The organism is Algoriphagus machipongonensis, from assembly GCF_000166275.1.
Lineage (GTDB): Bacteria > Bacteroidota > Bacteroidia > Cytophagales > Cyclobacteriaceae > Algoriphagus > Algoriphagus machipongonensis.
This window is the reverse complement of sequence record NZ_CM001023.1, coordinates 82,267-96,202: the sequence shown is the minus strand read 5'-3', so window position 1 is coordinate 96,202 and position 13,936 is coordinate 82,267. Positions and strand designations below refer to the sequence as shown.

The 13,936-nt window shown below is 40.4% G+C and carries 15 protein-coding genes; 9 read left to right on the top strand and 6 right to left on the bottom strand.

Annotated elements, in window-relative coordinates:
* Nucleotides 1–8 precede the first annotated feature (8 nt).
* The 5 genes from ALPR1_RS00425 to ALPR1_RS00405 all read left to right on the top strand — a co-directional run bounded on the left by ALPR1_RS00425 (nucleotide 9) and on the right by ALPR1_RS00405 (nucleotide 4,230).
* A complete protein-coding gene (locus ALPR1_RS00425) occupies nucleotides 9–2,117 on the top strand; it encodes a peptidylprolyl isomerase (RefSeq protein WP_008197630.1) in 2,109 nt (702 codons plus the stop codon).
* Nucleotides 2,118–2,201: 84 nt separating this feature from the next.
* The gene (locus tag ALPR1_RS00420; protein ID WP_008197629.1) at nucleotides 2,202–2,468 is read left to right on the top strand and encodes a DUF493 family protein; all 267 of its coding nucleotides are present in this window, start codon (nucleotides 2,202–2,204) and stop codon (nucleotides 2,466–2,468) included.
* A 12-nt stretch (nucleotides 2,469–2,480) separates the two neighbouring features.
* Nucleotides 2,481–2,711 carry a 4a-hydroxytetrahydrobiopterin dehydratase gene (locus ALPR1_RS00415; protein WP_008197628.1) on the top strand — a complete coding sequence of 77 codons (231 nt, stop codon included), beginning with the start codon at nucleotides 2,481–2,483 and terminating at the stop codon, nucleotides 2,709–2,711.
* On the top strand, nucleotides 2,711–3,406 hold the full coding sequence (rsmI, locus tag ALPR1_RS00410) for a 16S rRNA (cytidine(1402)-2'-O)-methyltransferase (protein ID WP_008197627.1): 696 nt from the start codon (nucleotides 2,711–2,713) through the stop codon (nucleotides 3,404–3,406). The genes ALPR1_RS00415 and rsmI overlap by 1 nt, the downstream gene beginning before the upstream one ends.
* A gap of 20 nt (nucleotides 3,407–3,426) precedes the next feature.
* Nucleotides 3,427–4,230 (top strand): inositol monophosphatase family protein, encoded by an 804-nt coding sequence (locus tag ALPR1_RS00405; protein ID WP_008197626.1) that lies wholly within the window; start codon nucleotides 3,427–3,429, stop codon nucleotides 4,228–4,230.
* On the opposite strand, the gene ALPR1_RS00400 is transcribed toward ALPR1_RS00405, so the two are convergent.
* Complete coding sequence (locus ALPR1_RS00400) at nucleotides 4,231–5,139, bottom strand: AEC family transporter (protein WP_008197625.1); 909 nt, start codon at nucleotides 5,137–5,139, stop codon at nucleotides 4,231–4,233.
* 104 nt (nucleotides 5,140–5,243) lie between these two features.
* Here ALPR1_RS00400 and ALPR1_RS00395 point away from each other — a divergent pair, with 104 nt between their 5' ends.
* Nucleotides 5,244–5,471, top strand: coding sequence for a hypothetical protein (locus tag ALPR1_RS00395; protein WP_040302406.1), 228 nt, complete (start codon nucleotides 5,244–5,246; stop codon nucleotides 5,469–5,471).
* On the opposite strand, the gene ALPR1_RS00390 is transcribed toward ALPR1_RS00395, so the two are convergent.
* A complete protein-coding gene (locus tag ALPR1_RS00390) occupies nucleotides 5,468–5,842 on the bottom strand; it encodes a hypothetical protein (protein ID WP_008197623.1) in 375 nt (124 codons plus the stop codon). The genes ALPR1_RS00395 and ALPR1_RS00390 overlap by 4 nt on opposite strands.
* Nucleotides 5,843–6,000: 158 nt before the next feature.
* Between ALPR1_RS00390 and ALPR1_RS00385 the strand changes: the two genes are divergently transcribed.
* The 3 genes from ALPR1_RS00385 to rpiB all read left to right on the top strand — a co-directional run bounded on the left by ALPR1_RS00385 (nucleotide 6,001) and on the right by rpiB (nucleotide 8,710).
* Nucleotides 6,001–7,269 (top strand): serine hydroxymethyltransferase, encoded by a 1,269-nt coding sequence (locus ALPR1_RS00385; protein ID WP_008197622.1) that lies wholly within the window; start codon nucleotides 6,001–6,003, stop codon nucleotides 7,267–7,269.
* 16 nt (nucleotides 7,270–7,285) lie between these two features.
* A complete protein-coding gene (gene tatC, locus ALPR1_RS00380; protein WP_008197620.1) occupies nucleotides 7,286–8,149 on the top strand; it encodes a twin-arginine translocase subunit TatC in 864 nt (287 codons plus the stop codon).
* Nucleotides 8,150–8,272: 123 nt separating this feature from the next.
* Nucleotides 8,273–8,710, top strand: coding sequence for a ribose 5-phosphate isomerase B (rpiB, locus tag ALPR1_RS00375; protein ID WP_008197618.1), 438 nt, complete (start codon nucleotides 8,273–8,275; stop codon nucleotides 8,708–8,710).
* Between the two features lie 92 nt (nucleotides 8,711–8,802).
* Here rpiB and ALPR1_RS00370 read toward each other — a convergent pair whose 3' ends face one another.
* The 4 genes from ALPR1_RS00370 to ALPR1_RS00355 form a co-directional block, all read right to left on the bottom strand.
* Nucleotides 8,803–10,434, bottom strand: coding sequence for a S8 family peptidase (locus ALPR1_RS00370; protein WP_008197616.1), 1,632 nt, complete (start codon nucleotides 10,432–10,434; stop codon nucleotides 8,803–8,805).
* Between the two features lie 135 nt (nucleotides 10,435–10,569).
* A complete protein-coding gene (locus ALPR1_RS00365; protein ID WP_161599211.1) occupies nucleotides 10,570–11,445 on the bottom strand; it encodes an endonuclease/exonuclease/phosphatase family protein in 876 nt (291 codons plus the stop codon).
* 116 nt (nucleotides 11,446–11,561) lie between these two features.
* On the bottom strand, nucleotides 11,562–11,933 hold the full coding sequence (locus tag ALPR1_RS00360; RefSeq protein ID WP_008197610.1) for a VOC family protein: 372 nt from the start codon (nucleotides 11,931–11,933) through the stop codon (nucleotides 11,562–11,564).
* Between the two features lie 479 nt (nucleotides 11,934–12,412).
* Nucleotides 12,413–13,801: a TIGR00366 family protein gene (locus ALPR1_RS00355; protein ID WP_008197608.1), complete on the bottom strand. Its 1,389-nt coding sequence runs from the start codon at nucleotides 13,799–13,801 to the stop codon at nucleotides 12,413–12,415.
* Nucleotides 13,802–13,936 lie beyond the last annotated feature (135 nt).

Below are 13,936 nucleotides of genomic sequence, written 5' to 3'. Positions count from 1 at the left end.
AAATACTAATGGCGTTAATTAAACAAATAAGACAGAGAACTGGTCTCGCAATCGGCGTTATTGCCGGCGGGTTGATTTTATTCCTTTTGGGAGGAGACTTGCTAAGTCCAAACTCCACCCTTCTGAATTCAAATCAAAACATTGTTGGTGAAATCGGAGGTGAGGAAATCTCATACGAGGAATATTCAGCCAAAGTGGAGGAATTTAAAATGTCCTTTCAGCAAAGAACTGGAAGAACTCCTTCCGAACCAGAGATGTTTTCAGTGAGAGAGCAGGCATGGCAGGCGATGATCGTGGAAAACGTATTCCAAGAAGAATATGAAAAACTTGGATTGGAAATTTCTGATGCGGAGCTAGTGGACATGGTCCAGGGAAAAAATATTGTTGCTGAGATACGTCAGCAATTAATCAATCCTCAAACAGGTCAGTTTGACAAAACTCAATTGGTTTCATTCTTACAATCTCTTGAGACAGCTGATCCAACTCAACAAGCATTTTGGGCTCAGCAAGAGCAGATGTTTGCTGAATCAAGATTAAGAATCAAGTATGACAACATGCTTGCTACTTCTGAGTACACAACTACCGATGAAGCAAAGTTTGAATACGAAGCTGCAAACACCGTAGCTGACGTTTCTCATTTGTTCGTTCCTTATTATGTCATTGCAGATTCTGCAGTGGAAGTAAGCGAAAGTGAAATGAAGAGTTACCTAAGCGAGCATAAGAGCAAGTTTGAGACTGGTTCTAGTGCAAACATCGAATATGTAAGCTTTAGCATTCAGCCATCAAGCCAAGATTCAGCAGAGGTTATCTCTGAGATGAACAGCTTGACTCAGGAATTGAGAAATAGTGATAATGATTCCACTTTTGTAGTCAGAAATTCTGAGACCCAATTCCCATTCTTTACTTATCAGCCAGGAGCTGAACTTCCAGTAGGATTAACTTCCAATGTGGATGAGGTAGAGGCAGGTCAAACTTATGGACCTTTTGTTACGACAAATTCTTCTTACGTTTCTTATAAAATCTCCGACCAGTATGAAGGTGCTGCAAGAATGAGAGCTTCTCATATCTTATTTAGCACTGAAGGAATGGACGATGCTGCTAAAGCGAATGTAAGAGCACAGGCGGAAGAAGTATTGGCAGACCTTAAAGGTGGAGGAAACTTTGCTTTGGCTGCAAGCCAGTATGGACAAGATGGAACTTCCCAAAATGGTGGTGATCTTGGATACTTTAAGAAGGCTGACTTTGTGGAGCCATTTGCAGAAGCGGTATTTGCTGCAAAATCTGAAGGATTAATCAACAACTTGGTAGAAACTGAATATGGTTTCCATATTGTGGAAGTAACTGGTATGCCTTTGACTACCTACACAAAGCTTGCAGTGTTAGAGCGTGAGTTGGTAGCAAGTGATGCTACTCGTAATGAAGCTTTCAGAATGGCGGATTCTTTTGCTGCTTCCAGTGGAAACAGAAATGAGTTTAAAGAGAATGCCTCTACAGATGGTTACAGAGTGCTGGAAGCTAGCAATGTCAATGCTACAGCCAGAAACATCAATAACATCCAGAATGCAAGACAGGTCATCAGATGGGCCTTCACAGAGGCTTCAGAAGATGAGGTTTCTCCAGTATTTGAATTAGACAATAATTATATCGTAGCGTCTTTGATCAGCAAAAAAGAAGAAGGCGATGTTGAGCTTGCTGATGTTCGTACTCAGGTTGAGACCCAAGTAAGAAATGAGAAGAAAGCGGCTATGATTGCTGAGCAATTAAAAGGAAAAGCTACTTTGGAAGAAATGCAGTCTGTTTACCCAGATGCATCTCTTAATACTACTCCAGACTTGAAGTTGAGTGCTTCAGTTATTCCTGGAGTTGGATTTGCACCTAGAGCAATCGGAGCAATCTTCGGATTGCAGAATTCAGGAGACTTGACTGCTCCTATTCGTGAAGATGTAGGTGTGATCGTAGGAAAATTAAATAGCAAGAATCCAGCAGGAGAGATTGGTGATTACACTGCTTTCCAGCGTCAACTGACTCAAGGAGCTGCTCAGAGATCTACTTACCAGATCATGATGGCCTTGCAAGAGCTAGTGGGCGTAAAGGATTATCGATATAAATTCTTTTAAATAAAAGGACCACCATCGGAACCCATGCCAAACGGCATGGGTTCTTTGTTTAAACCCTTTTGATATAATTTCAGGATTTGACTTATGGATAAGAAATTTGATAAAGTAAAATTCAAAGAGAAACTAGAAGCTTCAGGCCAGTTTCCCATGCTTTATATGTTTAAATTTATTGTGCCTTCGGGACGGGAAAATGAGATTGCCCTTTTATTTCCTAAGCATGAAATCAAAACCAAGGCCAGTACAGGTGGAAAATACGTGAGTACTACCATTCAGTCTATGGTGGAAACTTCAGATCAGGTCATCGATATTTACGAGAAAGCTTCTAAAATCGAGGGTATTATTTCACTTTAAACAAAAAAAACGATGTGGAAAGAAGTAGATAATCAACTTACAAAATCATTTGAATTCAAGGATTTTCAAGAAGCTTTTGCTTTCATGACCCGAGTGGCATTTTTGGCAGAGGCTCAGCAGCATCATCCCAATTGGAGTAATGTGTATAATCAAGTAGATATTGCACTTACCTCCCATGATGCCGGAAATACTGTCACAGAGAAAGACCATAAACTAGCCAAGGCCATTGACGAACTGATCTGATGAGCGAGGTTACTCTTCCTAATTTGTATTTGGTTCCTACTCCAATAGGAAACCTTCAGGACATCACATTGCGGGCCATAGAGGTCTTAAAAGCAGCTGATGTGATACTTGCTGAGGACACACGTACCAGTGGCAAGCTTTTGAAGCATTTGGAGATCTCTAGACCCTTGCAGAGCTATCATATATTCAATGAGCATAAAACCGTTGAAAAATTGGTTCAACGGATGAAGGATGGTGAACATTTTGCTCTAATTTCTGATGCAGGAACGCCTGCGATTTCTGATCCAGGGTTTTTGTTGGTGAGAGAAGTACTCGCTGCAGGTTTGGATGTTCAGACACTTCCAGGGCCTACTGCTTTTGTACCAGCCTTAGTAAATAGTGGTCTTCCCAATGATCGATTTATTTTTGAAGGCTTTCTTCCTCATAAAAAAGGAAGGAAGACGAGGATTGATGGCTTGGTCGATGAGGTGCGAACCATGGTTTTTTATGAGTCTACTCATAGAATTATGAAAACTTTGGAGCAACTTGCTGAGGCTTTCGGTGCGGATAGGCAAGCCTGTGTCTCCAGAGAGCTCACTAAAATCCATGAAGAGAATGCCAGAGGGACTTTGGCGGAACTTATAGCGTATTATCAAACACATCCTGTCAAAGGAGAAATTGTTCTCGTAGTGGCAGGGAAGAACCCAAAATCTTAATTAGCCTATTTATTAGCTTTATGATTAGCCAAGAAAAACTAACAAATCTATTAGAGCAGACCCAGGAAGTTGCCAAAGTAGTCGGATCTTTTATCAGGAAAGAGCGTCAGCATTTTGATTTGGGAAAAGTGGAGCACAAAGGATTCAATGACTTGGTTTCTTATGTGGATAAAGAGGCAGAAAAGAAAATTGTCCATGCACTGGAGAAGATTTTACCAGAAGCAGGATTTATTACTGAGGAAGGAACCAATACCACTCAGGCAGAGCAATTCAACTGGGTAATCGATCCATTGGATGGCACGACTAACTTTATCCATGGCATTCCTGTTTTTGCGGTAAGCATAGCTTTGATGGAATATGATGAGGTTATCCTCGGAGTAGTTTACGAAGTGAATAGACATGAGTGCTTTTATGCCATGAAAGGTGGAGGAGCATTTTGTAATGACACTAAAATTAAGGTGAGCCCAGCACCGGATTTGGCAAGCTCACTGATCGCTACAGGATTTCCTTATTACAATTTTGAGTTGATCGATAAGTATTTGAATGCTTTAAAGATCATGATGCAGAAAACCCATGGTGTAAGGAGATTTGGGAGTGCTGCAACCGATCTATGCTATGTGGCTACTGGTAGAATAGAAGGATTCTTTGAATATAACCTGAACTCTTACGATGTCGCTGCAGGAGCATTGATAGTCCAAGAGGCAGGAGGAACCGTCACCGATTTTTCAGGTGGAAAGGATTATATCTTTGGTAGAGAGATTATCGCCACCAATACTAAAATTCAGGAAGAGTTAACGAAGCAAATCCAAGCTATCTGGAACTAATCAACCTAGGAAATAATACCAGGCCAGTAATGTAATACCTGCTATAGGGATGCCTAAACCAGCTAGCAAGGTGGCAAGTTTAGGCCTTAGATTAAAGCTAATTGCTACAATTGAGCCTGTTATCATGGGAGCCATTCCGCTTTCCAAAACCGTAACCTTGAAAGTAAGGCTGGATGAGTCCATGAAGTTTTGGTAAATAAGCCAAACTATGAAAGGGGCTAGAATCAAGCGGTAGCCCATACCCCACCAAAAATACTTGGATTTAATGGACTCAAAGTCCAGAGAAAACTTGAGTCCGATGGCAAATAGGGCCATAGGAGCCATGGATCTTCCAATAAGTCTCAAAATCGGCATTAGAAATTCCGGCGTAGGGATTTCTAAAATACTCATCACTAGGGTGCCCATCAAAAAGCCAAAGGGTGGAAAAGAAAGTATTTTTAGAGGAATTTGACGCAAATTTCCTTCCTGCTCACTGTAGAGAGAGCCTACTATGATAGACAAAGAGGAAACCAGTAAAAAGGATCCTCCCTGATCCATCAATAAGGCCACTGGCATTCCCGTTTTTCCATACAATCCCTCCACAATAGGAAAGCCTAGAAAGGAAGTATTTGCCAACCCTGCGACGATAATCAGGCAGCCTGTAAGACCTCTGTCCCATTGAAGGACTCTACCAAGGGTACCAAATATTACCCAGGAAAGTATAAAAGTAAACCAGGCCGCAGAGATCGGGATCAAAAGCTTCCATTCTGCTTTGATCTGTGGAATATATAAAAGGGCTAATGCCGGTAGTACTATGTTGAGTAGATAAAAATTAGTCCATTTCGTGGCTTTTTCTGCATCAAAACCTTTTCTATGCTGTAGAAATAAACCCAATAAAAGTCCCACGATGGCTATGATTACAGGTATCATATAGTCGCTTGGGATTGGTAAATTGTAATTAACATAGATTTAATTTAAAATTTTTGTATCGTATTGAATATCAGTATACTTTTGGAAAGATCAATCAGTTTACTATGACGAAACTTGTACCAATTTGTATTGAAGGCGGAAAATGGATTCAATTATCGCAGTTGAGCGTCAAACAAGCTGCACAGCTGAAATCCTGGTTGCCCGTTAACTCTGTGAAGAAAATTCCTTTTCAAGGAATAGAGTTAAACGAATGTGTGGATTTTTCAACCTATGAATATTGGTTTAGGTCCCATTATGTCAATCATTTGAATCAGGCCACGCTAGACTTTTAAGTCAGACCTGATTCCTTTCTTTTTTCATCAAAATATTTTTCCAGCTCCGGATAGAATTCACTTTCGGCTTTTGGTACGCCGTAAAGTGTTAATTCTACATTCCCTTCTACCTCATCCTGATTGACCTGAAGGCTTTCAAGCAGGTAAACCATATCTTCAAAATCCAATGGCTCCTCAGACGAGGATGGATACAAGACAAAGTCATTTCCATAAAAATCCACCGCTTCAAAGTGAATTTTCCTTTCCATCCAATGGGCATAGATACTGATCTGCTCTCCCCACTGACTTTCTGGGTATTTTAGCTTGACCAGCAAAACCGAGGTAACTTCCTCTAGAAAGTAGCTTTCGGGCCTGAATTTAAAGTTAAACATGCCTCAAAAATAACAATTCCCAAAAAGGAATTCTTCATTCTTTGATCAAAGCAGTATTTGGATTGGAATATCAAGACTTTCAGACTATTTTTGGGCTCGTTTTTGAACTGCCTGAGCAGTTCAATTTTCTTCGAAAATCCGCAATCAAACCCCTGAAAATGAAAAGAGATACGGCGATTTTTGACCTGATTGGCCAAGAAGAGGACAGACAAAAGAGAGGAATCGAACTGATTGCCTCAGAAAACTTCACCAGCAAGCAAGTGATGGAAGCTGCTGGAAGCGTATTGACAAACAAATATGCTGAAGGCTTACCTAGCAAAAGATATTATGGAGGATGCGAAGTGGTGGATGAGATCGAGCAATTGGCGATCGATCGTGCTAAGAAGCTTTTTGGTGCTACCTGGGCCAATGTTCAGCCGCACTCCGGTGCACAGGCAAATGCCGCTGTATTATTGGCATGTTTAAAAGCAGGTGATCCTATTTTAGGATTCGATCTTTCCCATGGTGGACACTTGACTCATGGTTCTCCGGTTAACTTTTCCGGGAAACTATATGAACCACATTTCTACGGGGTAGAAAAAGAGACGGGTACCATTGATTACGATAAGGTTGAGGAGAAAGCTTTAGAAGTAAAGCCAAAATTGATCATTTGTGGAGCTTCAGCATATTCAAGAGATTGGGATTATGCAAGACTTAGAGAGATTGCCGATCAGGTAGAGGCCATTCTTTTGGCAGACGTTTCTCACCCATCAGGCTTGATTGCAAGAGGTTTGTTGAATGATCCATTGGAGCATTGCCATATCGTGACTACGACTACTCATAAGACTTTGAGAGGTCCTAGAGGTGGTTTGATCATGATGCGTGAAGATTTCGATAACCCTTGGGGTATTACCACTCCAAAAGGAGAAATAAAGAAAATGTCAGCCTTGTTGGATATGGGAGTGTTCCCAGGTACTCAAGGAGGTCCATTAGAGCATATCATCGCAGCTAAGGCGATTGCATTCGAAGAAGCACTTTCTGATGAATACATGGAATATGTACTTCAGGTGAAAAAGAATGCATCCGTAATGGCTGAAGAGTTCGTAAGTTTAGGATATCAGATTATTTCTGGAGGAACAGACAATCATATGATGTTGATTGACCTTAGAAATAAAGATCTTACAGGAAAAATTGCAGAGCAGACTTTAGGCAAAGTGGATATTACCATCAATAAAAACATGGTGCCATTTGATACCAAGTCTCCTTTTGTAACCTCAGGAATGCGAGTAGGTACTGCCGCAATCACTACCCGAGGCCTGAAAGAAGATGATATGAAAAAAATCGTTGCTTTGATAGACAAGGCATTGAATAATCATGAAAATGAAGCCGAGTTGGCAAACATCCGTAGCGAGGTAAATGCTTGGATGAATCAGTTTCCATTGTACTAGAATTTAGATACCACCCGTGGCGTTAGATCAATACCAAGACGAAGAAGAGGAAGGAATGTCCTTTTTGGACCATTTGGAGGCACTTAGATGGCACCTCCTCCGCTCCGTTGCTGCAATCCTTATATTTACAGTTATTGCTTTTTTAGCAAAAAGCATTGTTTTTGGAATCGTAATCCTTGGTCCTTCCAAGGTGGATTTTGTCACTTATAGATGGCTTTGTAATATCAGTGATTACATTGGTGTACCAGCACTCTGTATTGATGAATTGCCTTTTACGATTCAAAGTAGGCAAATGACTGGACAGTTTACCATGCACATGACTTCGAGTTTTGTGGTGGGATTTATTGTTTCATTCCCATTTGTTTTCTGGGAAATATGGAGATTCATCAGCCCTGGACTTTATGACCAGGAGAAGAATGCAGCCAGAGGAGCCGTATTCTTTGTGAGCTTGTTGTTCTTTATGGGAGCAGCTTTTGGATACTTTATCCTTTCGCCACTTTCGATCAACTTCCTTTCAAATTATCAGTTGGATCCTTCCATTCTGAATGAGTTTGATATTACCTCGTATATCTCTACGCTGACTATGCTGGTGCTGGCTTCTGCCATTATGTTCCAGCTACCCGTAGTCGTTTACTTCTTGGCTATGTCAGGATTGGTGACCTCTGGAATGCTAAAATCGTATAGAAGACATGCGATCGTGGTTATTTTGGTGCTTTCGGCCATCATTACTCCGCCGGATGTAATCTCACAGATTTTGATTGCCATGCCTATTTTGGTCCTTTATGAGGCTGGAATCCGTATTGCAAAGCGCTTGGAGAAGAAAAGAGCGATCAGACAAGCTGAGGAAGAAGCACGTGATGCAATGGGTAATCGAGATTAAGGTTTAAGATATCCTTCGACTCCCTGCCTTTCGGCAGACAGGCGCTCAGGATGACAAAAAAGTCAGGCTGAGTACTTGAGAGACAAGAGTCTCGAAATCGAAGCTTATATAAATTTACTAATTATGGCAAAGAAAATAGCAATAGGAGGAGATCATGCAGGCTTTGAATACAAGGCTAAAATGATCAGCAAACTGGAGTCACAAGGCTATGAGGTAAAGGATTTTGGTCCCTTCTCTGATGCTTCAGTGGATTATCCGGATTATGTGCATCCTTTGAGCACGGCAATTGAAGCTGGTGAGTATGAATTGGGGATTGTGATCTGTGGATCTGGAAATGGCGTAGCCATCACAGCCAATAAGCATCAGGGAATCCGCGCAGCACTTTGCTGGAATGAGGACTTGGCAGCCTTATCAAGACAACATAATAATGCGAATGTCCTTGCCCTTCCTGCTCGTTTTATTTCTTATGAATTGGCTGAAAAATTGGCTGAGACCTTCCTGACCACGGACTTCGAAGGGGGAAGACATCAAAACAGAGTCAATAAAATTGCTTGTAGCTAAAAAGCGATCAGCAGAAATCAATAAATGAAAGAGCCCATCTTGTGAAAACAGGATGGGCTCTTTTGATTGAAAAGGCTTATGGAATCAAAGCTTTATAAGCTGGCATTTCCATTGGCCACCTCACTAGCCAAAATCAAGGCATTGTAGAGATTGACGATTTTACCGGATTTCGAGATTTCCGAGAAGGATTTTACCGGGCCTTCAGGACCGCCTACATGAACTTCTACTGCAAGGGGAATGCCTGAATCCATTATGACTTGTTTCACCTGTGCCGCAGAAAGATCCGGAAAATAAGAGCGGATCATTGCCGCAAGACCCGTAACTGCAGGAGCTGCCATAGAAGTACCGCCTTGAAATTCATATTGATTATCAGGCATGGTGGAATAAATCTCGTCCCCTGGTGCAAAGATATCCACATTCTCTTTCCCGTAATTCGAGAAAGAAGCTACCATGTTTTCTCCAAACATCGGGGTGAGTGCCCCAATAGTCAGGTAATTATCCACGAATTCCTGAGTTTGGGATTTATGGTCATTTGGGAAAACCGGATTCTCCGGAGAGTCCAAGTCGATACCGTCATTGCCTGCAGCCTGTACGAATAATACATCTTTTGAAGCTGCATAGTTTAATGCTTCATATACCCATTCTGAATTCGGTGAAAATCCCTTACCGAAGCTGGCATTGATGACTTTAGCTCCATTATCTACCGCATAGTGTATGGCCAATGCAATATCCTTATCGTATTCATCACCATTAGGAACGGCACGGACTGACATGATTTTTACATTAGAAGCTACTCCATCTACTCCTTTTTTATTGTTTCGGGTAGCTGCTATGATCCCGGCGACGTGTGAACCATGGCTTTCATCTTGATACCTGGAATCCGGGTTTCCATTGCCATACTGATCATCTGATATATCATAAGGATCATCGCCCACAGGGATTCTTCCGTTGAAATCCACATTCAGATTATAATTCACCTGAGTTTCGTAGTACTTGATTCCCTTTTGAATATTCTTGATCGTGGCTGGAATTTCTTCTCCCATGCCTATGAGCTGCATCAGCATGCCCACTGTCCTTTCCTCTTGCGGATTTTTTGGCTGATAGTTTTGCAGATCAGCTAGAGAATAGTTCTCCTTTCCTAAAGATTCCTTGATATTCTTATCTGCCTGGGTCAGCATTGCTTCCACCTGTTTGAGTTGAGGAAGACCGGCTTCTGCCTCAGGAAGCATCTCGTTTAGTTTGGCTCTGGCAGCAGCTTGATAGGCTTCATCTCCAATTTTTAACCGGAGGATCCTTGCCATTTCCATCTGCTCGTTATAAGACTCACCAAGGAAATTATAGCCATGGATGTCATCGATATAACCATTTCCGTCATTGTCAATGCCATCTCCAGGTTTTTCATCCGCATTGGTCCAGATTACCTCCTGAATATCCTCATGATCCAGGTCTATCCCCGAATCAATCACCGCAACGATCACTTCCTCGCCTTTTTTCTTTTTTAGAAGTTCGGTATAAGCACGATCCACACTCATTCCTGGGATGGTATCTTGCTGTAAATCTAGATGACCCCAATGTCGGGATTCCTGATCTGTTAGTTCCGCAACTTTAGAGCTGCTGTTAGAGTAATTAATAGGTGGGGCAGTGATGATGTTGGAAGTACTACATCCCATCATCAGTAGGCCCATTCCTAGTCCTGTCAATATTTGAATTTTGCTTCTAATCATAATACAAAATTAACGCTAACCCTTCTAATAAGGTGAATTATCACTAGTTAAAAAAGGTGAAGTAGTTAGTAATTATATGAATGGATATTTTTGAAGATCAATTCACGATCATGAATTCGACCTATTTAAGTTCATTTACATCTTAATTTGAAAAACCGCCATCATCGGGTAATGATCCGACAAAGTTTCAGGAATTCCTTGATTGAAAATTTCTACCTGGCTGCATGCTTGCGCCAAAGTTGGGCTGGCGAGAATATAATCTATACGAACTCGATTTTCGAGAATGGATTCTGCAGTCTGGTCATACAATCCCACCAAGGCTGGAGTAGGAAAAGTATAACTTTCTTCACTATCAACTTTTCCCAGACTCACATCGATCGCGGGAATTGAAAGAAACTCTGACATCGGAGCATAGTCAAATTCTCCTAATCTTAGATTACTATATTTCTCATTTTTTTCTTCCGACATCTTTGTTCTCAAGTCAGATTTCGATTCCAACCAATAGGCATCAAAGGGTGAGTAAGAATTGAAATCTCCTAAGATGATATACTGATCACTTGCCTGTTCTTGAATTCTTGTTTTGATTTGCTGAGCTTCTCTCAATCTCGTGTCGGCATCAGAAGGAGACAGGTGAACCACATAAAAATCTATCCCAAATGTCTGGACATGTAAAAGCCCATGCCAGAAGTTATCAACATTTTTTTCAATAAGATTAATGGGTTTTTTGGATGTAAGGGCTGTTGGGTAGCCTTTTTCTTTTAAAATCTGAACATAGGGATGTCCCCACTTGGCTGCATCCTTTTTCAACTTATCCACATCATACGCGCAGAGCTCCTGCAAGGCCAACACATCTGGATTTTGCGTTTTCACCCATTGGATCAGGTTTTCTTGTCGTGCTGAATCTTTGCCCCAATCAAAGCCATTCCAGATATTATAGGTCATGACTTTAAGGGATTTTTCTGCCTCTTGAGAATAAGCTATTTGCTGTATTCCTAGGATAAAAAAGATCAAAAATAGTGTTTTTGAAATAGCACGTGGCATGGTAAATTCTTAAGCTAAAATGAAAATTTAAAGTAGGAGATTGATTATAATCAGGGAGGAGTTTTTGAATGATTGCTTTTCAGATTTTATCCTCCGTTTCCAAAAGTTATGATATACCCATCGGGGTCTTTAATATCAAAGTCTTTCATGTTGTAATCTCGAGTTTCTGGCGTATTGATAATTGAAACCTTTTCAGAAACACACCTTTTATAGATTTTGGCAATATCATAGACAAAAATGTATAAGGCACAATGTTTTTTAGAGGGTATCCTATCGTCTGATTTCTTCACGAGATGAATACTTACTCCTCCCTTTTTTATGACTGCGTAGTTCGTTGGCTCTCCCCAGGAAAAGGTTAGTTTAAATTCCAGTTTTTGGGTATAAAAATCGATGGAGGTTTGCAGATCCTCCACAGGAAAAATGGTCGCTGCATGCGAGAAATTATCTTGATTTTCCATTTTTTTCTGATTCAAGGATTCTTTTTAAATGCGTTCTCTTTTTAAGGGAAAATAATAAGTTACCATTTTTCGATTTAATAAGGGATGAAGGACTTCGGAATCTGATAAAAATGAATAATTCGGCTAAAGCCGGATAAGGGTTAGGGATTGATGTCAGCCTCCAGCTAAAGCTGAAGGAAATATCCAGTTCCTTTCTAATTCTGCAGAGGAATCATTTATTGGTTTAAGCAATAACTTTTTGATTGATGTTTGCCTTCATCAAAAGCAGGAAGAAATGTAATAATATTAGAATACTGGCTTGAAAAATCATTGACTTGAATAGGACTTTGGAATCTGATAAATATGAATAATTCGGCTAAAACTAGAGGAAATTAATGTGGATTAGCATGAATAGGAATGTGGCTTTAGCCCATTCCATTCCATCAAAAATCACAATCCAACTGGCTTTAGCCAAAAAATAGCTGTATTGAATGGATGTTTTAAAGTGGTACAAAAACCACCATCAGTGCCCATGATACCAGAAAAATGACAAAGGGAATGAAAAGAAAACCGATCACATCACGAGCCTGTATTTTGATACCAATGCCCATAACAGGAAGTACAATCAGTAAATAAAAAGGCTGAAGGCAATTCGTTAGCGATTCCCCAAATGCAACGGATAAGCTTGCTCTTGCAATCATTTTTGTGACCTCTGCCTCTGGAAGACCTATTCCAATTTCTTTGACTGCATTGATAATGCTAGGTCCCACTACTGCAAATTCACCCCCTGCTGAAGGTATTGCGAAATTGACGATTGCCCCATTGAAAAAAGCAAGGAGAGGATAGGTATTGATGGTTGCTACCGAAACCATCCATTTTGTAAGTTCATCCCCTAAGCCGGTATAAATCATGATTCCCATGATTCCTGCATAAAATGGAAATTGGAATAGAACTCCAGAAATATTACTACTGGAACGTTTCATGACAATTCCATAGCGCATGGGAGTTTTATGTAAAAACAGACCCATGATTATGAAAATAAAAATCATGATATTCAGGTTAATATCCAGGCCTCTACTACTGAAGTGATAAATAATATAAGCCAAGCCCATGAACCCAAGAATGTATTGGAAAATTGGACTGCTATTTAATTTGTCAGAAATGGGATTTTCTGGAAGTTTCATACTATTTTCCTCTTCTTTGAGAGAACGCTCCATTCTTGGGTTTTCTGAGACTAACATTTCCTCAAGACTTTGTCCTTTTTTTGGAATCAGCAAAAACATGAGAAGGGGGCCAATAATTAATGAAAAAGCAATAATCGAGAGATTCAAGTACGAGCCCAGCGTATAGGAAGTAGGGATGGTATTGGATAAAATACCTGCTTCGATGAGGTAGTTATTTTCTGTATTGAGTAAAAGTGGAATTGAGCTGGAAAATCCACTTACCCAAATAACTCCAGAAAAATAAACACAGGCTATCAAATAGGGATAATTGACTCCTTTCATCCGCAAGGCAAGTTCCCTGGCCAAGACAGCGGTAATCACTATCCAACCCCAACTAACAGCGCTGAGAAGCATGCCTATGATTATGATGAATGGATAAAGCTGTCTGGGTGTTTGAATGAATTGGGTTATTTTGAATAAAAATCTTTTCACCGGTGTGGCAAGAGCTATGGAATACCCTGTCACTAACAAGAGAATCATTTGCATTCCAAATTCAAGAAGCATCCAAAAACCTTGATACCAAGCCTCAATGATTCCCATGACTGAGGTATCCGTCCAAATAAGAGCAAAAAGTGCGGTGAGGAGGGTTAAAACAAGAGCAAATACAAAGGCGTCAGGCAAATACTTTTTAAACAATTCGGTGAATTTCTCGCCTAACTTTTCCATCAATAAGGTCTTTTGGGTTTATTAAGAACGGAAACTATGTACAGGAATCCTATACCCAGTACTGGGTATTTTGCCTTTATTTGATTGTTTGTAAGAGCATTTAGTAAACTAAAAATGAATCAGTTAAGAATGTAG

What these genes read in the sequence shown, in the direction of transcription:
- ALPR1_RS00425 (WP_008197630.1), top strand. Translation starts at nt 9, where the DNA reads ATGGCGTTAATTAAACAAATAAGACAGAGAACTGGTCTCGCAATCGGC.
- ALPR1_RS00420 (WP_008197629.1), top strand. Translation starts at nt 2,202, where the DNA reads ATGGATAAGAAATTTGATAAAGTAAAATTCAAAGAGAAACTAGAAGCT.
- ALPR1_RS00415 (WP_008197628.1), top strand. Translation starts at nt 2,481, where the DNA reads ATGTGGAAAGAAGTAGATAATCAACTTACAAAATCATTTGAATTCAAG.
- rsmI (WP_008197627.1), top strand. Translation starts at nt 2,711, where the DNA reads ATGAGCGAGGTTACTCTTCCTAATTTGTATTTGGTTCCTACTCCAATA.
- ALPR1_RS00405 (WP_008197626.1), top strand. Translation starts at nt 3,427, where the DNA reads ATGATTAGCCAAGAAAAACTAACAAATCTATTAGAGCAGACCCAGGAA.
- ALPR1_RS00400 (WP_008197625.1), bottom strand. Translation starts at nt 5,139, where the DNA reads ATGATACCTGTAATCATAGCCATCGTGGGACTTTTATTGGGTTTATTT.
- ALPR1_RS00395 (WP_040302406.1), top strand. Translation starts at nt 5,244, where the DNA reads ATGACGAAACTTGTACCAATTTGTATTGAAGGCGGAAAATGGATTCAA.
- ALPR1_RS00390 (WP_008197623.1), bottom strand. Translation starts at nt 5,842, where the DNA reads ATGTTTAACTTTAAATTCAGGCCCGAAAGCTACTTTCTAGAGGAAGTT.
- ALPR1_RS00385 (WP_008197622.1), top strand. Translation starts at nt 6,001, where the DNA reads ATGAAAAGAGATACGGCGATTTTTGACCTGATTGGCCAAGAAGAGGAC.
- rpiB (WP_008197618.1), top strand. Translation starts at nt 8,273, where the DNA reads ATGGCAAAGAAAATAGCAATAGGAGGAGATCATGCAGGCTTTGAATAC.
- ALPR1_RS00370 (WP_008197616.1), bottom strand. Translation starts at nt 10,434, where the DNA reads ATGATTAGAAGCAAAATTCAAATATTGACAGGACTAGGAATGGGCCTA.
- ALPR1_RS00360 (WP_008197610.1), bottom strand. Translation starts at nt 11,933, where the DNA reads ATGGAAAATCAAGATAATTTCTCGCATGCAGCGACCATTTTTCCTGTG.
- ALPR1_RS00355 (WP_008197608.1), bottom strand. Translation starts at nt 13,801, where the DNA reads ATGGAAAAGTTAGGCGAGAAATTCACCGAATTGTTTAAAAAGTATTTG.